The organism is Rhizobium mongolense subsp. loessense (assembly GCF_900099775.1).
GTDB lineage: Bacteria > Pseudomonadota > Alphaproteobacteria > Rhizobiales > Rhizobiaceae > Rhizobium > Rhizobium loessense.
On the sequence record NZ_FMTM01000017.1, the window covers coordinates 62,623 to 79,781 of the forward strand.

Here is a 17,159-nt window from a genome sequence, read left to right on the forward strand (position 1 = left end):
ATTCGCGATTCACCATTGGAGAACCATCATGGCAGCGTCAAGCCAATCCGGTAGCGGCAGAAAATTCTGGTTGCTCGGCTTGGGCATCGTTCTGGTTATCGCGATTTATACCGGCGGCTGGTTTTACGCAGCCGCCCACCTCAAGGAAACCGTGCTGAAGGTTATTGCGCCGCGCAGCACGGCGGGCGTCAGCGGCGAATGCGCCGACATCGACTTTCGCGGCTATCCGTTTCGCATTGGCCTCTATTGCTCGAAAGTGGGCGTGGATGACAACACCAACGGCGTCTCCGCTTCCTTTGGCGAACTTCGTTCCGCAGCGCAGGTTTACGCGCCGGGCCATATCGTCTGGGAACTCGATTCGCCGGCCGAAATCCGCACGGCAAACGGCCTTTCGATCTCGGCGCAGTGGGCAAACCTGCAATCCAGCCTGGTGACGAGGCTGAGGGGCATCGACCGCACCTCCATGGTCATCGACGGCCTGAAGGCGACCGCTGTCTCCTCCTATACCGGGCAAACAGTCAATGTCGATGCAGGACGCACGGAAGTCCACCTCCGCCAGAATGCAGGCGATCTCGACGGTGCCTTCTCACTCCAGGATGCAAATGCCGTCATCAAGGACTGGCCGCAGGTCTTCCCGAAATTCTCCGCGAGCGCCGATATCACCCTTGCAGGCAGAGGCGGAATGATCGACGGCAGCGATCCGCAGGGACTTTATGGGGCAAGCGGAGAGCTGCGCAAGGCCGTGGCCGATATCGGCGACGGCAAGGTGATGACGTTGACAGGCCCCTTCTCCTTCGATGAGCAAGGCTTTTTGTCCGGAAAGTTCAAGCTGGAGATCGAGCAACTCGGCCCCTGGCGCGACAGCCTGAAACAGGCCCTCCCGGAAATCGCCAAGACCGTCGATACCGCCGCCAAGCTTCTGAAGGCGCTCGCTGTCGGCGGCGACAAGGTTTCGGTCGACCTCGTCGTTCAGCACGGCAATGCCACCGTAAGCGGCTTCATCCCACTCGGCACGATCCCGCCGATCTGAGGCTCAGTTCGTCTTCGTATCCTGCGCATGTGGGCGGCCAAAGTCTGGCGTGTCCACATCCTGTCCCGCCTGGACGATCGAGCGGCGGATTGCGCGCGTGCGGCTGAAGAGCTCGAAAAGCTTGTCGCCCTCGCCCCAGCGGATCGCGCGCTGCAGATAGGCAAGATCTTCCGAAAAGCGCGCCAGCATTTCAAGGATCGCATCCTTGTTGTGCAGGCAGACGTCGCGCCACATCGTCGGATCGGAGGCCGCAAGGCGCGTAAAGTCGCGAAAGCCGGAGGCGGAGTACTTGATGACTTCCGATTCCGTCACGGTTTCCAGATCGTCGGCCGTGCCAACGATATTGTAGGCAATGATGTGCGGCAGGTGCGAGACAATCGCGAGTACCTTGTCGTGGTGGTCGGCGTCCATCTCATCGACCTTGGAACCAAGGCTTTCCCAGAATTTGCGAAGCTTCTTGAGCGCACCCTCGTCCGTGCCCGCAATCGGCGTGAAGATGCACCAGCGGCCTTCGAAAAGGCCTGGGAAGCCGGCGTCGGGACCAGATTTTTCCGTACCTGCCAGCGGATGGCCGGGGATGAAGTGCACGTGCGGTGGCATATGCGGCTGCATCTGCGCGATGACCGACGCCTTGGTGGATCCGACGTCGGTGACGATCGCGCCCGGCTTCAGGCTTCGTGCGATTTCCCTGGCAACACTTTCCGAGGCGCCGACCGGCACGGACACGATGACGAGATCGGCATTCTCGGCGGCCTCGGCCGACGAGGTCGTATAACGGCTGCCGAGCTGCAATTCCTCGGCACGCTTCAGCGTTTCGGCACTGCGCGTTGCAACTACGACTTCATGGGCGAGCCCCAGCCGCTTGATATCGTGGGCGATCGAGGAGCCGATCAGTCCGATGCCGATCAGCGCGATGCGATCAAACTGCGCTGTCATGCCGGGCGTCCCATGAATTCGCCGAGCGCTTCGATGACGCCGTGATTGGCTTCTTCGGGGCCAATGCTCATGCGCAGTGAATTGGGCAAGCCGTAGCTGCGAACCGCCCGCAGGATATAGCCACGGCTCGTCAGATAATCGTCAGCATCGGCAGCGCGCTTGCCCTCGACATCGGGAAAATGGATGAGGACGAAGTTGGTCACCGACGGCGTGACCTTGAGACCGATCGTTTCGAGCGCCCCGGTAACCTTCTCAATCCACATCTGATTGAAGGAGGTCGCCTTTTGAACGAAGGCCTGATCGCGGATCGCCGCGGCACCTGCCGCGATCGCCGGCGTATTCATGTTGAACGGGCCGCGCACGCGGTTCAGTGCATCAATGATCTCGGCAGGCGCATACATCCAGCCGACGCGGAGCGCGGCAAGCCCATAGACTTTCGAGAAGGTCCGGGTCATGACGACGTTCGCGTTCGAGGAGACGACCTCGATACCGGATTCATAGTCGTTGCGCCGGACATATTCGGCATAGGCCGCATCGAGCACCAGGACGACATGCTTCGGTAGACCGGCCTGTAGGCGGCGGACTTCGCTGACCGGGATATAGGTGCCGGTCGGATTGCCCGGATTGGCGATGAAGACGATCTTCGTCTTGTCTGTCACGGCGGCAAGGATCGCGTCGACATCGACGGTATGATCCGTCTCCTTCACCACGACAGGCGTCGCGCCCGCGCCCATGATCTGAATCTTGTAAACGAGGAAGCCGTGCTCGGTGATAATGCCTTCGTCACCGGAGCTGAGATAAACGTGGCAGAGCAAGCCGAGCAGTTCGTCCGAGCCGTTGCCACACATAATGTTAGCCGGATTCAGGCCGTGAACCGCGGCGATCGCTTCGCGCAATTCCATCGCCTGCCCGTCCGGATAGCGCTCGAGATGGCCGGCGGCCTCACGAAAGGCTTCTATGGCCTTCGGGCTCGCACCAAGCGGCGTTTCGTTGGAGGAGAGCTTGTAGACGCGGGCGACGCCCGGCGCATGTTCCTTGCCCGGCACATAGGCTGCAATATCCAGGATACCGGGACGCGGAACAGGCTTGCTCATCTCAACGCTCATGGGATCGACCTTGAAAAAACGCCGGAAATTCCGGCCGGAAATTGCCCTGTGGCAATAAAGCGGAAAGCGGCCTTTGTCGAGTGAGACTTAACGGCTGCGTGTCGTCGGAACACCATGCGGCGCAAGAACCGGCACGAAGACGCGGCGCGAAGCCCGTGCGGCTACCGGCAGGCCCTGATAGAGCCGCTTCTGTGCCTCGACGATGATGACGCCCGAAAAGGCCGGCCAGAGTGCGCGACCAATGCGTTCGAAGCCGCGGCGAAGGCTGAGAACCGCGCGAAGCTTCGATGGCGGGAAGAACAGCGCCTCGGCGGTCGCGCCGGGCGTGAAATTCGTCTCGCGCAGAAGATGCGTGAGTTGACCCCGCGAATAAGGACGCCCGGAGCCGAAAGGCGTATGTTCCATGCGCGCCCAGACGCCGCGCCGGTTCGGCACCACGATGACGAGGCGTCCGCCGGGCGCAAGCACGCGCCAGAGCTCCTTCAAGGTTTCCCGCGGGCTTTCGGCGAATTCCAGCGAATGGACCATCAGCACACGATCAATAGACGAATCGGGAAGCGGCAGTTCTTCATCGAAGATCAGTGCGGTCGACGACAACGACCCTACCGGCCAGTTCACGGCGCCCTGCCCGGCGGGCATAAAGGCGAAGGTGCGCTCGGTATCGGCGCTGAACCGGTCGAGGAAGGGAACGGCATAGCCGATGCCGACGAGCCGCTCCTGCGGCAGGCGCACCCAAAGCGACGACAGCGCCATAGCAATCGAGTGCTCGGCAAGGCGGCCGAGCTCGGAATGATAGAACTGGCGCAGATCAACGATATCCGTGTGCATCGCAATAAATGTTATCAGCGGGCGATTGGACTTCAAGGCCGGAGCCTCTACATTCCGGACATGTTCGTGGGAAAGAGGCCGCTTGGACAATGAAACCTTTGGAATTAGAAGTTTTTCCCTGCCGATCCGATAATTTCGGCGTTCTCGCGCATGATCCGGGATCCGGGCTGACGGCATCGATCGACGCGCCGGAAGAGGCGGCCGTGGCAGCGGCTGCAAAGCGGCGCGGCTGGAAGATTTCGCACATCTTCACCACCCATCACCACACCGACCACGTCGAAGGCAATCTGGCGCTGAAGGAGCAATTCGGCTGCGAGATCATCGGTCCGGTCAACGAAGCCGTGGCAATTCCGGGCCTCGACAAATCGATGGCCGATGGCGACAGCTTTCTCTTTGGCGACCACATGGTCAACGTCATCGAAACGCCGGGCCATACCGTCGGCCATATCTGTTACCATTTCGCTGACGACAAGCTGCTTTTTGCCGCCGATACGCTCTTTGCACTGGGCTGCGGCCGCCTTTTGGAGCGTCCGGCCGCGGATATGTGGCATTCGCTGCAGAAGCTGGCCGCACTGCCAGACGAGACGGCGATCTATTTCGGCCATGAATATACACTTTCGAACGCTCGTTTCGCTTTGACGATCGATCCGGACAACGAGCGGCTGAAGACGCGTGCTGCTGAGATCGAGGCTCTGCGCGCCGAAGGCAGGTTCACGATCCCGACGACGCTGGGCCTGGAAAAGGAAACCAACCCCTTTCTTCGCGCTGCCGATCCCGCCATCCGCCGCAATCTCCTGATGGAAAGCAAGACGAATGAGGAAGTCTTTGCGGAGATCCGCAGGCGCAAGGACAATTTCTGATGTCTCCCGACGAAATTGTAGAGGCGCTTTCGATGCAGCCGCATCCGGAAGGCGGCTGGTACGTGCAGACGTTTCGCGATGGCAATGGCGAGGATCGCGGGCACTCGACGGCAATCTACTACCTGCTGAAAGCCGGGCAACGCTCTCACTGGCATCGCGTCCACGATGCGGCGGAGGTCTGGCATTATTACGCCGGTGCGCCCTTGGCACTCCACAGGTCCGCAGACGGCACGGGAAGCGAAACCGTGATGCTCGGAATCGACCTGGCAAATGGTGAGCGTCCCCAAGCAATCATTCCGGCAAACTGGTGGCAATCGGCAGAAACGCTTGGCGAATACACGCTCGTAGGCTGTACGGTGGCGCCCGGCTTCGAGTTTTCGAAATTCGAAATGGCGCCGATGGGTTGGAAACCGGGCGGCTGAGACCTATTCAGCCGCCGCAATCTGTTTTGCGACGCTTTTACGGCGGAACATTTCCTGAGCCGCAAGCACTGCGCCGCCGGTGACCAGCAGGCAGGCAAGCGCAATGCGCCAGCTAGGCTCGGCAAAGCCGAATATCGTCAGGATGAGCGTCGAAAGCAACGGCGCCGCATAACTTGCCGCACCAAGGATCTGGATGTCGCCGTTCTTGACGCCGTAATCCCAGGCATAGAACGCAGCGCCGACCGGGAAGAGACTGAGACCGGCAACGGCGATCCATTCGAAAACCGTTTCCGGCCAAAGGGTCGTTTCCAACCCGAGATGGCAGAAGAACGACAGCATGGATGTCGCAAGGCAGAAGCCGGTAACGACATCGGTCGAGACCGCATCGAAGCGCCGCGTCAGCAGCGAATAGCCGGACCAGGTGAAGGCGCAAAGGAAGGCAGCGCCGTAGCCGATCGCATATGCACCGTCGAAATCGATGCCGTTGCGGCCGACGATCAGGAAGGTGCCGCAGAGCCCGGCGAGTGCGCCGGCCACGTGATACCAGCGCAACCGCTCGCCCGGCAGCAGCGCCGAGCCGACGACAATCAGCAGCGGCCAGAGATAGGCAATCAAGCCGGCCTCCACCGCCGGCGCGTTCCGGAGCGCGGTGAAATAGAGGAAGTGATAGCCAAAGAGGCCGGCAATTCCGATGATCCAGACCTTTGCCGGCTGCCTCAGCAGCGCCACGCGAGACGGGTTGAAGATCAAAACGGCAATACCCGGGATGCTGCCGATCGCAAAGCAGATCGCCGAAAGCTGGAACGGCGGCATCTTGCCGGATGCAGCGGTGAAGAGCGCCAGAAACGACCACATCAGAATGGCCGTGAACCCGATCAATGTCGCCCGAAGCTTCACCTGTCCCCCTTCACGGAGACCTGCTCCGTCAGTTTGCACTGTATTTCACCGCGGTAATCGTCACCGTTCCGTACTGCGTCGGAATGCGAACATAGACCGGAGCATATACGTTGGCCCCATCCGCCTTTGCAAACCAGATTTCCATGTTGCCGCTTCTGCTCAGATAATCGATATCCTTGCGGCCTTTCCTGTAGCCAGACCTGGGTACGAAACGTACGCCGCAGACCGTTGCCTTGCCGGAAAACCCATCCGTCTTGAAATCCTCGGATCCCTTTGGCGAAAGCACAAGGTCCATGCGCATCTCGCCGTCATAGATCGGCAGGCGCTGCGAGCAGAGCTTCGTGTCCGCCGGGAAGATCAACCCGGAGATGGGATCAAGCACGGAGCGCATATCGCCCGGCTTGACATTGACCCAGTTGCGTGGCTGGCGCCGTTCCGGCTTCACGGTCGTGGAGACGATATCGCCGTTTCTGTAGCGGACTTCGTAGGTACGCGCGCGTTTGCCGCTCTTGTAATAGAGGTAGTATCGCTGCGCTTGCAATCGGTCGTTGTGCAGGACACCGGTGACGTTGGTTTTCGCAGCGATGTTCGTCACAAGATCGGCAAGGCCCGCCGAACTGATGTTGCCTGAAACCTGATAGCGCTGATCATCGTCGATCTGGGTAACGAAGGCGGCGCGCGCAATCGGCAGGATTCCGAGCGCAACTCTATATTCCGTACGATGACGGATCTCGCTTGCGCCGGCCGGGATGGACATCAGCACTGCAATTGACGATAGGAAAATCCGCCTGCCCAGATGAGCCATGAAGAGAGCCTTTTTCAAGGGCAGACAATGCCCTACACCAGCGGTCTATACTCCTGCCGCATATAGAAGCAAACACGAGCTTTTTGACAGAATTGCGGGAAAGGCCAAGGTTTGGCTTGACGCGGGCGGCCGGCCTGACTATAGAACCGCAACTTTCCAATTATGGCCTGTTGGATTGCAGACCCGCGTTTGCCGGGGCATCGTAATCGATGGCCTAGAAAAACAAGAATAGGTGTTCAATGTCCCGCGTGTGCGAATTGACCGGCAAGGCCGTCCTGACTGGTAACAATGTCAGCCATGCCAACAACAAGACCAAGCGCCGGTTCCTGCCGAACCTGTGCCAGGTAACGCTGATCTCCGACGCTCTCGGCCAGCGCTACCGTCTGCGTGTTTCAGCTGCTGCCCTGCGCTCTGTCGAGCATCGCGGGGGCCTCGATGCCTTCCTGATCAAGGCAAGCGAAAACGAACTGTCAATGCGCGCGCGCCTGCTGCGCCGTCAGATTGTCAAGAAGACCGCCGAAGCCGCATAAGCTTCGACACCTTCTTCCATACGGCTTCAAAGGCTTGCACGGCTAATACCGGACAAGCCTTTTGCTTTGCCGGCCCGATACCCAACTGGTGGCATCACCCAGGATAAAAAAATGCTGAAGACTCGCTATACCCTCCTATACATCGCTCTGATGACGCTCGTCGTTGTGGCTTCCAACTTCCTCGTCCAGTTTCCTGTGAACGCCGAGGTTGCCGGCATCAACCTCGCCGATATCCTGACCTGGGGTGCGTTCAGCTATCCGGTCGCTTTCCTGATCACCGATCTCACGAATCGCCAGTTCGGTCCTCAGATAGCACGCAAGGTCGTGTTCGCCGGCTTTATCGTCGGCATCGGGCTTTCCTTCTTCACATCAGTGCCGCGCATCGCGATCGCCTCCGGTTCGGCTTACCTCGCCGGCCAGCTCCTCGATATCGCCGTCTTCAATCGCCTTCGCCGCCAGACCTGGTGGCGTGCGCCGCTCCTCGGCTCGCTGATCGGCTCGGCGCTCGACACGGCAATCTTCTTCTCCTTCGCCTTTGCTGCCTTCTTCGTCTTCCTCGGCCCGAACGATCCGTTTGCGCTGGAGCAGGCCCCGATCCTCGGTGCATTGGCCGCTCAGGCGCCGCGCTGGATTTCCTGGGCGATCAGCGATTTCTCGGTGAAGATGATTATGGGCCTCGTCATGCTGCTGCCCTACGGCGCACTCATGAACGTGCTGCGGCCGATACAGCCCGCCCGCGCAAGCTGATCGCCAGTGGCCGGCCCCGAGATCAGCCTTTACTCAGTGAGACGAAATTCCAGCATGAGGTTCCGCTCCAAAATGGAATGGTTGTCATCGGAAACGATGATCACATGCGTGCTGCCATCCGGCGCCTGAAAACTGTCCAGGCCTTCCATATTATCGATCTGGTACCCGAAATCGGCCGTCAACAAAATGTCGCCATCGGCGACGGCAGCTGGCCTGATCTCTGCTGCCGGGATGCGCCGGATCCGCATAGCGATGCCGTTGGCGATGTTGAAACGACGCTCCAGAAGCAAAAGATCGCCGTCCGGCAGAAAGGCGCCATCGGTCGGATCGAAATCACCGTTGCGCGTCACCGCGAATCGGCCCTTGAGCGGCCCGGATAGGATCGCGCCGTAGATATTCCCCGTCCGATCCCGGCTCTCTTCCGAAATGATGACGGCAGCGCCCTTCAAAGCGCTCTCGGGCGGAGCCACAGCCAGCGTCTCGAAGCCGCGGCCGCTTCGCAGCGACCGTGTCGGCACGAGAATGGGGATCGAGCCAACCGATGACGAGGTCTCGAACCCAGGATCGGGGTAGGCTTCGACCCGATGGTCCTGTTCGAAGGAAACCAGAACCTGGTCGCTTTTGAGGGCAAGGCCCTCGGCATCCATGCGTCCCTTGCCCTCGAAAGTATCCCCGCTCCCGTTTTTCATAGGCGTGATTTCAACACCGGACAGACCGGAAAGCCTTCCCTGCTGATCGCGCTCGATGCTGCCGGTCAGCCAGTGGCCGGTATCAAGCACACCAACAAAATGCTTCCGGTCGGGCAAGAAACGGACCGCCGACCAAGACCCAAAAAGCCGGTTGCCGGACACCATCTCCAGCCCGCCAAGGAATTCCAGCGGCCCGAATTTCGTCTCGCTGGAGCCAATCTTGAAGGTCGAGATGACGCGGCTGCTGATACTTGCGCTTTCGCGCGCAACGGCGATCGAAGCACCCCCAGCGAGACAAAGAGCAAGCAAAGCCGCGCGGGACAGACGGATCATTAAGCGCCGGTTCCCTTCGGCATCAGCTTGCACGTCGCAAACGGCCGCCACGCGGCTGCGCTGCCTGATCTTCGAAAAGCGAGGCAAGCTGCTCGGTCATCGCACCGGCAAGCTCATCCGCGTCAACGATGGTCACGGCGCGGCGATAATAGCGCGTCACGTCGTGGCCGATGCCGATCGCAAGCAGTTCAACCGGCGAACGGGTCTCGATCTGCTCGATCACGGCGCGCAGATGACGCTCGAGGTAATTGCCGGGATTGACCGAAAGCGTGGAATCGTCGACCGGCGCACCGTCGGAGATCATCATCAGGATGCGGCGCTGTTCGCGGCGAGCAAGAAGACGATTATGCGCCCAGATCAGCGCCTCGCCGTCGATATTTTCCTTCAGCAGCCCTTCGCGCATCATCAGGCCGAGATTGGTGCGCGAACGGCGCCATGGCGCGTCTGCGGACTTGTAGATGATGTGACGCAGGTCGTTGAGGCGGCCGGGCGTCTGCGGCTTGCCGCCGGCAAGCCAGCTCTCGCGCGCCTGCCCGCCCTTCCAGGCCTTGGTCGTGAAACCAAGGATCTCGACCTTGACGCCGCAACGCTCCAGCGTGCGGGCCAGAATATCGGCGCAGGTAGCTGCAACGGTGATCGGGCGCCCGCGCATGGAGCCAGAATTGTCGATCAGCAGCGTCACGACCGTGTCGCGGAACTGCGTGTCACGCTCCATTTTGAAGGAAAGCGGCTGCATCGGATCGATGATGATGCGCTGCAGGCGGGCGGTATCGAGATAGCCCTCTTCCAGATCGAAGTCCCAGGAGCGGTTCTGTTGCGCCATCAGGCGACGCTGCAATCGATTTGCGAGCCGGCCGACAGCGCCCTGCAGGTGCGCGAGCTGCTTGTCGAGGAAGGCACGCAGGCGCTCCAGCTCGGCAGCGTCGCAAAGCTCCTCGGCGGTGATGATCTCGTCGAACTCTTCGGTAAAGATGTGATAGTCGACCTTCTCGTTGAAATCGGCAAAAGGCGTGTTTGGACGACGGGTTTCGCCCGGTGTTTCCGAATCGTCCTCGCCCTCTTCCATCATGTCGTCGTCGGAGATCTCGGCGCCTTCGGTCTCGCCGTCCTCCATCTGCTCGTCGGCAACTTCGCTATCTTCGACCGGCGCGGCGTCGGTACCCGCGTCGTCATCGACCTCGTCCTGATCCGACTCGTCGCCGTTCGGCTGGTCTTCCTGATCCTGCTCGTTGTCCTGGTCGGGTTCGCTGTCGTCGTCGCCGTAGTCTTCCGCCATTTCCATGGCGGAGAGCATGTGGCGGATCACCTTCGAGAAAGCCTGCTGGTCGTTGATGACGCTTGTAAGGTCATCGAGTTCGGAACCCGCCTTCTCCTCTATGAAGGACCGCCAGAGATCAAGAACCTTTCCCGCAGAGGCCGGCGGCTTCTGGCCGGTCAGCTTCTCCCGCACCATCATGGCGACGGCCTCGCCGATCGGCGCATCCTCCTGCCGCTCGATGCCGGTGAAATTCGCCTTGGAGTATTTCTCCTCGGTCATCGAACGCAGGTTGGCAGCCACGCCCTCCATGCGCAGCGTGCCGATCGATTCGACGCGCGCCTGTTCGACGGCGTCGAAGATCACACGCGCGTCAGAGCCCTGCGGCGCCATCGTCGCGTGCACTTTTTCATCGTGGCAGGCAAGCCGAAGCGCCATGGAGTCGCCTAGACCGCGCGTCACCGCCAGCTCATGCGCCGTTGGTCGCTTGGAAAGCTCGGGTAGCCGAATACGCTCAGCCGTCATGCCGGGGCGCTCGTTGGCAAAAGTCACCTCGACCTCGCCATCGCCTGCAATCGCGCGCACGCAGCCGGTTATCGCGCGCCGCAAGGGCTCGACGTCGACGGGGCCGTTCGGCCTTGCTTTCGAATTGTCACCACGTGATGCCATGATCGACGGGCCTTAAGCCTCCAGCACGATGTTGGCTGCGCTCTCCTTGAGCTCGACACCAAAGGCGCGCTGATAGTGCTCGGCGACCAGCGGACGCTCCAGCTCGTCGCACTTGTTGAGGAAGGTGACGCGGAAGGCGAAGGCGAGGTCGCCGAAGATATCGGCGTTTTCGGCCCAGGTGATGACCGTACGCGGGCTCATGACAGTCGACAGATCGCCGTTCATGAAGGAAGCGCGTGTCAGATCGGCGACGCGGACCATCTTGGAAACGGTATCGCGGCCGTTCTTATCCTTCTGGAAGCTCTTCACCTTGGCGGTGACGATGTTCACTTCATGGTCGTGCGGCAGGTAATTCAACGTGGTGACGATCGACCAGCGGTCCATCTGCGCCTGGTTGATCTGCTGCGTGCCATGATAGAGGCCGGTGGTGTCGCCGAGGCCGATGGTGTTTGCCGTCGCAAAGAGGCGGAAGGCCGGATGCGGACGAATGACGCGGCTCTGATCGAGCAGCGTCAGGCGGCCTGAAGATTCCAGCACGCGCTGGATGACGAACATGACGTCGGGGCGGCCGGCGTCATATTCATCGAAGACGAGCGCGACATTGTGCTGATAGGCCCAGGGCAGGATGCCGTCCTTGAATTCCGTGACCTGAAGGCCGTCCTTGACGACGATCGCGTCCTTGCCGACGAGATCGATACGGCTGACGTGGCTGTCGAGGTTGATGCGCACGCAGGGCCAATTGAGGCGGGCAGCGACCTGCTCGATGTGAGAGGATTTACCGGTGCCGTGGTAGCCGGAGATCATGACGCGGCGGTTGTGGGCAAAACCTGCAAGAATGGCGAGCGTCGTCTCGCGGTCGAAGAGATAGTCGTTATCCAGGTCCGGAACGTAGGCATCGCCCTTGCTGTAGGCCGGAACGCGGATATCGGAATCGATCCCGAAGACCTCCCTGACCGAAACGGTGGTGTCTGGAAGCTCGGAAATATCAAGGTCAATCTTGCTCATCATGTCTCCAAGGCGGGTGCTTCCACCCGGCCATACTATCAGGCCATTTCGCAACCATGACGCCGCAGCTTTGTTCTGCGCCCGTTCAAGGCGGGAACGTCGGCGATACCTCTCCGGGACTGAAGCGAAACCTCGGCGGGATAATGACCGCTTGCGAGCATTCTGGAACAAAGTCCCGGACAAGAAACGCCGCGTCCGGAAGGTTGGCAAAGGCGGCGTTGGCAAAACGCACAGATGCATGCCGCGGTTGCCTGCGGCCTCAGCCGATTTGGACCATACCCGATTGAAGGCGGAGAGCAAGGACAGGAATTAACAAAAACCGTTCTGCTTCAACAATTGATAGGCTTGGATGACGGCGCGGAAGCGCTCCTCGGAACCGCGGTCCCCGCCATTGGCATCGGGATGATGCTTCTTGACCAGTTCCTTGTAGCGGGTCTTGATCTCGGCAGAGGTGGCACTTGCCTGCAGCCCCATCGTGTCGAAGGCCTTGGCCTCCAGGCTCTTCAACTTGCGCTGCTCGGGAAAGCGCGGACCGCTGCCCTTGGCACCGCTGACGAAACCGAAAGGATCGCGCACACGGCTATAGGCGCCGGAGCGGATGTCCGAATGCAGCGGGCTGTCCTTCGCCGCCTTGTTGACGCCGACGGTCCAGGTCGGACGATGCCCGGTGACCGCCTCCTTCTGGTAGCGGGCGATTTCACCGTCCGAGAGGCCGGAAAAATAATTGTAGCCCTTGTTGTATTCCTTGACGTGCTCGAAGCAGAAAAGAAAGAACTGCCCTTCGGCATTGCGTCCGACAGGAGCGCGATGCACGCCTTTTTTATCACAGCCGTCCCACTGGCAGGTCGGAGGAGCCTGCTCTGTTTCCTGCTCGCGTTTGCGGCGGGTGCGGATGCGATCGAAATATTTGGAATCGAGTCTCATGACGGCGCTAATTATGGGCCTGCCGCGAAGCGACGACAAGAATTGACAAACACGAATGTTGCTGGCTTGGTGGGAACCCCCTTTTTTGCGAAGCAACTGGACGGAATCGTGACCCTTGAGACCCGCATCGAAGAAAAACTGACCGAAGCTTTTGCGCCCGAGCGCCTGAGCGTCATCAACGAAAGCCGCCTGCATGCCGGCCATCAGCCGGGCTTCACCGGCACCGGTGAAACGCACATGCGCGTGCGCATCGTCTCAGCCAAGTTTGCAGGAATGACGAGGCTCGCCCGCCACCGCGCCGTCACCGAACTGCTGAAGCCGGAACTCGACGCAGGGCTGCATGCGCTCGCCGTAGAGCTTGCCGCACCCGGCGAAACAACAAGCTGGTAGCGGAACACGTCCCTCATATAGGCGTTTGCCCTCCTTTCACCAAGGAGGAAACAGGGATGACAAAGCCGACGATTGCCCGCATCTGGCGCGGGCGTACGCCAAGAGCCAAGGCTGACGAATACGAAGCCTATAACTACGACGCGGGCATCGAGCCACTGATCGCGAAAGCACTTGGTGTTCAGACTTTTCGCGAAGACCGCGAAACGGAAAGCGAATTCGTGACGATCTCTTATTGGGAGAATATCGAGGCGATGAGCACCTTTGCCGGCACCGATCCCACGAAGATCCATCACCTGGAACGCGACAGCGAGTTTTTGATCGAACTGCCGAAAGAAGTGCAGATCCTGCGTTTGCTCACCAGCCACGGAGCGACCGGATAAGATTCAGAGCGGTTTGGTCTCGTTCTCCGCAGCAGGACGGATGCGTAGCCTGGTGATGCGGTTCTTCTCGCGCTTCATGACGATGAAGCGCTTGCCGTAAAAAGTGAAGGCCTGCCGCTCTTCCGGGATCGTCATCGATTCATGGATGACGAGGCCGGCGATCGTCGTCGCCTCTTCATCGGGCAACTGCCAATCGAGCGCGCGGTTCAGGTCCCGGATCGGCACACTGCCATCGACAACGATCGAGCCGTCGGATTCCTGGCGCACGCCCTGCATATCGATATCGTGCTCATCGGAAATATCGCCGACGATCTCTTCTAGGATGTCCTCGAGCGTCACGATGCCCTGCACCTCACCATACTCGTCGACGACGACGGCGAAGTGCTGCTTGCGGCGCAGGAACGCATTGAGCTGATCTTCGAGATTGGTGCTGTCCGGCACGAACCAGGGTTTCTGGGCAATCTTGACGATATCGAGATTCTCCGGCTCCACGTTCGGCTCGGCCAGCGCGCGCAGCAAGTCTTTTGCGTGGACGACGCCGATGATGTTGTCGATCGTGCCGCGCCACAGCGGCATGCGGGTATAGGGGCTCTCGAGGATCGTGCGAACCACTACCTCCGGCGCGTCGTCTGCATTGATCGCCCGCATCGCCGTGCGATGAACCATGATGTCGGAGAGTTCAAGCTGGCTAAGGTCGAGTATTCCGCCAAGGCGATCCCGGTCAGCCTTCACCACCGCCCCCTCGCGATGCAACAGATCGACGGTACCGCGCAGTTCCTCGTGCGCCGTCAGCATCGGGATTTCACGCGATAGGGTGATGCCGAAGCGCCCCAGGATCCGGCGGACGACGGCATTGACGAGAGATGAAATCGGACCGACGACAGCGACAAAGAGCTTGATTGGCAATGCCGCGCTCAATGCAAAACGGTCAGGCGACGAGATCGCCCAGCTCTTCGGCAGAACTTCCGCGAAAATGACGAGGATGACAGTCATAGCAAGCGTTGCAAGCGCCACGCCCGAGCTGCCGAAAAGACTGAGAAACAAGCTGGTCGCAAGAGACGAAGACAGGATGTTAGCAAGGTTGTTGCCGATCAGCAGCGCCCCGATCAGCCGGTCGCGCCGCTCGATCAGCTGGCGCACAAGACCGGCGCGCCTTTCGCCGTTGGTTTCCAGCGTATGCATGCGGCTGCGAGAAACCGCCGTCAGCGCAGTCTCCGAACCAACGAAGAAGGCTGATATGAGGACGAGGGCCACGATGGCAACGATTTCCGGCCAGTAAACCGCAAGAAATGCCAGCGTGACTTCGAGTGTCATTGCGGCTGCTTTTGCTTGAGGAAGGCCAACACTTCGGAAGCCGGCACATCATCGGCGATGAACGACCGGCCAATGCCGTGAGTCAGGATGAAGGTGAACTTGCCGTTTTTCACTTTCTTGTCCTGCGCCATCGCGTCGAGCAGCTTTTCAGCCGGCGGAAGAGCGCCTGGAATATCGGACATGCGCGTCGGCAGGCCGACCTCTTTCAGATGTTTCTCAACCCGCTTCGCGTCATCAGGGCTTGCGAGATTCATGCGCGCGGAAAATTCATGCGCGAGGACCATGCCGATCGAAACGCCTTCGCCGTGCACCAGGCGTGCACTCTCGTAGGCGGTGGCCGCCTCCAGAGCGTGCCCGAAAGTATGGCCGAGATTGAGAAGCGCCCGCGGACCGTTCTCGCGCTCGTCAGCGACCACGACATCGGATTTCGCCTGACAGCTTGTGGCAATCGCCTCGATACGCGCAGAGCCGCCGGCAAAGACGGCGCTCCAGTTTGTTTCAAGCCAAGCGAAAAAATCCGGCTTGTCGATAAGACCGTATTTTGCGACTTCTGCATAGCCGGCGCGGAATTCGCGCTCGCTGAGAGAGTTAAGAACATCAGTATCGGCAAGGACCAGATCCGGCTGATGGAAGACGCCGATAAGGTTCTTGCCGTGTCGGCTGTTGATGCCCGTCTTGCCGCCGACGGAAGAATCCACCTGCGAAAGCAGCGACGTCGGCACCTGCACGAAGCGCACGCCGCGACGCACGATGCCAGCGGCAAAGCCGGCAAGATCGCCAATAACGCCGCCACCAAGCGCAATGACGTAATCATTCCGCTCGACGCGCGCCTCCAGGATCTTGTCGCAGACGGTCATCAGATGCTCGAAGCTCTTCGTCTTCTCGCCGGCGGGCAGCACAAGCTGTGCGGACATGATACCCGAGCCTTCGAGGCTTCTAACGAGAGCTTCGAGATAGAGTGGCGCTACGTGCTCATCCGTGATGATCGCAGCTTTGCGACCCTTCAGCCGTGACGCTATTTCCGCTCCAGCGCGCGCGATCAGACCCGGCCCGATCAATATATCGTAGGCGCGCTCACCGAGCGGTACGTGAACCTTTCGTTGGGCGGAGGAGGAGATCGCATTCATGGTATTGTACTTTCGGTTTGGGCTTCGATCACGGCCTTCAACACTTCGTCAGCCATGACTTCCTTACGCACGTCACGCGACAACACGGTGATGTCGGCTTCGGCATAGATCGGGTATCGCGCGTTCATCAGGTTTTCGAGCGTCTGCCTTGGATTCTCGGTCTTCAGGAGCGGGCGTGTGTCGCGCTTGCTGACCCGCTCCCACAGCACGTCGAGATCGGCCTTCAACCAGACGGAAAGGCCGCTCTTCTTGATGTGCTTGCGCGTCCGATCATTGATGAAAGCGCCACCGCCGGTAGATACCACGCGCGGCCCATTCTTCAGCAACCGCTTCATCACGCGTGTTTCCAGCGCGCGGAACTCATCTTCGCCGTAAGCTGCGAAAAGCTCCGAGATGGTCATGCGGGAGACGCGCTCGATCTCCACGTCGCTGTCGATGAAAGGAACACCCAGCTGATGGGCGACGATACGGCCGACGGAGGATTTGCCGGCCCCCATGAGGCCAACGAGGATCAGATTGCGGGATCCGAGCGTGGCGCGAGCTCTGTCTTTCAGGCTGTCTCCCACTTTCAGAACTGGGTCACTCATCGGTCCATTCACACTTTGTTTGCAAACGGTATCGACAAATGCGGGTGTAGCGTCAAGTCGCGGACCAGGGAAACATGGTTCAAAAGCCGCTTCTTGCACGCAAACCCGCTTCTTCATAAAAGAGGCAGAGCTCACGGAGTTGCGAAATGCCGACCCTCTTGCGTCTCTTGGCTGTCCTGGCGATGATCGCTGGGGCGATTTATGGCGGTATGGTGGCGCTCGTGACCTTCGTGGAGCCACAGCCGCGCGACGTGACGATCCGTATTCCGTCGGAACGCATCAACCCGCCGGCGACTGGCACGATCAAACCGGCGAAGAAGTGATC

Annotated in this window: 20 protein-coding genes; 8 read left to right on the plus strand and 12 right to left on the minus strand. The window is 60.1% G+C overall.

Going from position 1 to position 17,159, the window contains the following annotated elements:
- The first annotated feature begins 28 nt into the window (after nucleotides 1–28).
- The gene (locus BLP23_RS30660) at nucleotides 29–1,030 is read left to right on the plus strand and encodes a DUF2125 domain-containing protein (RefSeq protein WP_092588473.1); all 1,002 of its coding nucleotides are present in this window, start codon (nucleotides 29–31) and stop codon (nucleotides 1,028–1,030) included.
- Nucleotides 1,031–1,033: 3 nt separating this feature from the next.
- On the opposite strand, the gene BLP23_RS30665 is transcribed toward BLP23_RS30660, so the two are convergent.
- The 3 genes from BLP23_RS30665 to BLP23_RS30675 all read right to left on the minus strand — a co-directional run bounded on the left by BLP23_RS30665 (nucleotide 1,034) and on the right by BLP23_RS30675 (nucleotide 3,936).
- Nucleotides 1,034–1,966 (minus strand): prephenate/arogenate dehydrogenase family protein, encoded by a 933-nt coding sequence (locus tag BLP23_RS30665; protein ID WP_092588474.1) that lies wholly within the window; start codon nucleotides 1,964–1,966, stop codon nucleotides 1,034–1,036.
- A complete protein-coding gene (gene hisC, locus BLP23_RS30670) occupies nucleotides 1,963–3,072 on the minus strand; it encodes a histidinol-phosphate transaminase (RefSeq protein ID WP_092588475.1) in 1,110 nt (369 codons plus the stop codon). The genes BLP23_RS30665 and hisC overlap by 4 nt, the downstream gene beginning before the upstream one ends.
- A gap of 87 nt (nucleotides 3,073–3,159) precedes the next feature.
- Nucleotides 3,160–3,936 (minus strand): class I SAM-dependent methyltransferase, encoded by a 777-nt coding sequence (locus tag BLP23_RS30675; RefSeq protein ID WP_028740099.1) that lies wholly within the window; start codon nucleotides 3,934–3,936, stop codon nucleotides 3,160–3,162.
- Nucleotides 3,937–3,989: 53 nt separating this feature from the next.
- Between BLP23_RS30675 and gloB the strand changes: the two genes are divergently transcribed.
- Together gloB and BLP23_RS30685 are read left to right on the plus strand one after the other, a co-directional pair.
- Complete coding sequence (gloB, locus tag BLP23_RS30680) at nucleotides 3,990–4,760, plus strand: hydroxyacylglutathione hydrolase (RefSeq protein ID WP_092588476.1); 771 nt, start codon at nucleotides 3,990–3,992, stop codon at nucleotides 4,758–4,760.
- On the plus strand, nucleotides 4,760–5,182 hold the full coding sequence (locus BLP23_RS30685) for a cupin domain-containing protein (RefSeq protein ID WP_092588477.1): 423 nt from the start codon (nucleotides 4,760–4,762) through the stop codon (nucleotides 5,180–5,182). The genes gloB and BLP23_RS30685 overlap by 1 nt, the downstream gene beginning before the upstream one ends.
- A gap of 3 nt (nucleotides 5,183–5,185) precedes the next feature.
- Here the strand turns inward: BLP23_RS30685 and yddG are convergent, their stop codons facing one another.
- The gene (gene yddG / locus BLP23_RS30690; RefSeq protein ID WP_092588478.1) at nucleotides 5,186–6,079 is read right to left on the minus strand and encodes an aromatic amino acid exporter YddG; all 894 of its coding nucleotides are present in this window, start codon (nucleotides 6,077–6,079) and stop codon (nucleotides 5,186–5,188) included.
- A gap of 28 nt (nucleotides 6,080–6,107) precedes the next feature.
- Nucleotides 6,108–6,884, minus strand: coding sequence for a DUF3108 domain-containing protein (locus BLP23_RS30695; protein WP_092588479.1), 777 nt, complete (start codon nucleotides 6,882–6,884; stop codon nucleotides 6,108–6,110).
- 239 nt (nucleotides 6,885–7,123) lie between these two features.
- Between BLP23_RS30695 and rpmB the strand changes: the two genes are divergently transcribed.
- Nucleotides 7,124–7,414 carry a 50S ribosomal protein L28 gene (gene rpmB, locus BLP23_RS30700; RefSeq protein WP_022718069.1) on the plus strand — a complete coding sequence of 97 codons (291 nt, stop codon included), beginning with the start codon at nucleotides 7,124–7,126 and terminating at the stop codon, nucleotides 7,412–7,414.
- A gap of 111 nt (nucleotides 7,415–7,525) precedes the next feature.
- Nucleotides 7,526–8,161, plus strand: a complete 636-nt coding sequence (locus BLP23_RS30705; protein ID WP_092588480.1) for a queuosine precursor transporter — start codon at nucleotides 7,526–7,528, stop codon at nucleotides 8,159–8,161.
- A gap of 29 nt (nucleotides 8,162–8,190) precedes the next feature.
- Here the strand turns inward: BLP23_RS30705 and BLP23_RS30710 are convergent, their stop codons facing one another.
- The 4 genes from BLP23_RS30710 to BLP23_RS30725 form a co-directional block, all read right to left on the minus strand.
- On the minus strand, nucleotides 8,191–9,183 hold the full coding sequence (locus BLP23_RS30710; protein WP_092588481.1) for an esterase-like activity of phytase family protein: 993 nt from the start codon (nucleotides 9,181–9,183) through the stop codon (nucleotides 8,191–8,193).
- Between the two features lie 22 nt (nucleotides 9,184–9,205).
- A complete protein-coding gene (cobT, locus tag BLP23_RS30715) occupies nucleotides 9,206–11,107 on the minus strand; it encodes a cobaltochelatase subunit CobT (protein ID WP_092588482.1) in 1,902 nt (633 codons plus the stop codon).
- Nucleotides 11,108–11,119: 12 nt separating this feature from the next.
- Nucleotides 11,120–12,112, minus strand: a complete 993-nt coding sequence (cobS, locus tag BLP23_RS30720) for a cobaltochelatase subunit CobS (RefSeq protein WP_022718065.1) — start codon at nucleotides 12,110–12,112, stop codon at nucleotides 11,120–11,122.
- 309 nt (nucleotides 12,113–12,421) lie between these two features.
- On the minus strand, nucleotides 12,422–13,036 hold the full coding sequence (locus tag BLP23_RS30725) for a J domain-containing protein (RefSeq protein WP_074069857.1): 615 nt from the start codon (nucleotides 13,034–13,036) through the stop codon (nucleotides 12,422–12,424).
- 105 nt (nucleotides 13,037–13,141) lie between these two features.
- Between BLP23_RS30725 and BLP23_RS30730 the strand changes: the two genes are divergently transcribed.
- Nucleotides 13,142–13,426 (plus strand): BolA family protein, encoded by a 285-nt coding sequence (locus BLP23_RS30730; protein ID WP_208603221.1) that lies wholly within the window; start codon nucleotides 13,142–13,144, stop codon nucleotides 13,424–13,426.
- A 56-nt stretch (nucleotides 13,427–13,482) separates the two neighbouring features.
- Nucleotides 13,483–13,806: an antibiotic biosynthesis monooxygenase family protein gene (locus BLP23_RS30735; RefSeq protein ID WP_092588483.1), complete on the plus strand. Its 324-nt coding sequence runs from the start codon at nucleotides 13,483–13,485 to the stop codon at nucleotides 13,804–13,806.
- A 3-nt stretch (nucleotides 13,807–13,809) separates the two neighbouring features.
- Here the strand turns inward: BLP23_RS30735 and BLP23_RS30740 are convergent, their stop codons facing one another.
- From BLP23_RS30740 to BLP23_RS30750, 3 genes are read right to left on the minus strand one after another with little or no spacing between them, the layout of a single operon-like run.
- Complete coding sequence (locus tag BLP23_RS30740; RefSeq protein WP_092588484.1) at nucleotides 13,810–15,120, minus strand: HlyC/CorC family transporter; 1,311 nt, start codon at nucleotides 15,118–15,120, stop codon at nucleotides 13,810–13,812.
- Nucleotides 15,117–16,247: a 3-dehydroquinate synthase gene (aroB, locus tag BLP23_RS30745; RefSeq protein ID WP_092588485.1), complete on the minus strand. Its 1,131-nt coding sequence runs from the start codon at nucleotides 16,245–16,247 to the stop codon at nucleotides 15,117–15,119. Before aroB ends, BLP23_RS30740 begins: the two co-directional genes overlap by 4 nt.
- Entirely contained in the window at nucleotides 16,244–16,834 is a 591-nt protein-coding gene (locus BLP23_RS30750) for a shikimate kinase (RefSeq protein WP_092588486.1), read from the minus strand. The genes aroB and BLP23_RS30750 overlap by 4 nt, the downstream gene beginning before the upstream one ends.
- A gap of 146 nt (nucleotides 16,835–16,980) precedes the next feature.
- On the opposite strand from BLP23_RS30750, the gene BLP23_RS33990 reads away from it, so the two are divergent.
- Nucleotides 16,981–17,157 carry a hypothetical protein gene (locus BLP23_RS33990; RefSeq protein WP_022718059.1) on the plus strand — a complete coding sequence of 59 codons (177 nt, stop codon included), beginning with the start codon at nucleotides 16,981–16,983 and terminating at the stop codon, nucleotides 17,155–17,157.
- The last annotated feature ends 2 nt before the right edge of the window (nucleotides 17,158–17,159 follow it).

Bases quoted from the DNA above. Each gene is read 5' to 3' on its own strand.
- BLP23_RS30750 (WP_092588486.1), bottom strand. From the start codon at position 16,834: ATGAGTGACCCAGTTCTGAAAGTGGGAGACAGCCTGAAAGACAGAGCT.
- cobT (WP_092588482.1), bottom strand. From the start codon at position 11,107: ATGGCATCACGTGGTGACAATTCGAAAGCAAGGCCGAACGGCCCCGTC.
- cobS (WP_022718065.1), bottom strand. From the start codon at position 12,112: ATGAGCAAGATTGACCTTGATATTTCCGAGCTTCCAGACACCACCGTT.
- BLP23_RS30710 (WP_092588481.1), bottom strand. From the start codon at position 9,183: ATGATCCGTCTGTCCCGCGCGGCTTTGCTTGCTCTTTGTCTCGCTGGG.
- rpmB (WP_022718069.1), top strand. From the start codon at position 7,124: ATGTCCCGCGTGTGCGAATTGACCGGCAAGGCCGTCCTGACTGGTAAC.
- BLP23_RS30685 (WP_092588477.1), top strand. From the start codon at position 4,760: ATGTCTCCCGACGAAATTGTAGAGGCGCTTTCGATGCAGCCGCATCCG.
- gloB (WP_092588476.1), top strand. From the start codon at position 3,990: ATGAAACCTTTGGAATTAGAAGTTTTTCCCTGCCGATCCGATAATTTC.
- aroB (WP_092588485.1), bottom strand. From the start codon at position 16,247: ATGAATGCGATCTCCTCCTCCGCCCAACGAAAGGTTCACGTACCGCTC.
- BLP23_RS30735 (WP_092588483.1), top strand. From the start codon at position 13,483: ATGACAAAGCCGACGATTGCCCGCATCTGGCGCGGGCGTACGCCAAGA.
- BLP23_RS33990 (WP_022718059.1), top strand. From the start codon at position 16,981: ATGCCGACCCTCTTGCGTCTCTTGGCTGTCCTGGCGATGATCGCTGGG.
- BLP23_RS30695 (WP_092588479.1), bottom strand. From the start codon at position 6,884: ATGGCTCATCTGGGCAGGCGGATTTTCCTATCGTCAATTGCAGTGCTG.
- BLP23_RS30725 (WP_074069857.1), bottom strand. From the start codon at position 13,036: ATGAGACTCGATTCCAAATATTTCGATCGCATCCGCACCCGCCGCAAA.
- BLP23_RS30665 (WP_092588474.1), bottom strand. From the start codon at position 1,966: ATGACAGCGCAGTTTGATCGCATCGCGCTGATCGGCATCGGACTGATC.
- BLP23_RS30660 (WP_092588473.1), top strand. From the start codon at position 29: ATGGCAGCGTCAAGCCAATCCGGTAGCGGCAGAAAATTCTGGTTGCTC.
- BLP23_RS30705 (WP_092588480.1), top strand. From the start codon at position 7,526: ATGCTGAAGACTCGCTATACCCTCCTATACATCGCTCTGATGACGCTC.
- hisC (WP_092588475.1), bottom strand. From the start codon at position 3,072: ATGAGCGTTGAGATGAGCAAGCCTGTTCCGCGTCCCGGTATCCTGGAT.
- BLP23_RS30740 (WP_092588484.1), bottom strand. From the start codon at position 15,120: ATGACACTCGAAGTCACGCTGGCATTTCTTGCGGTTTACTGGCCGGAA.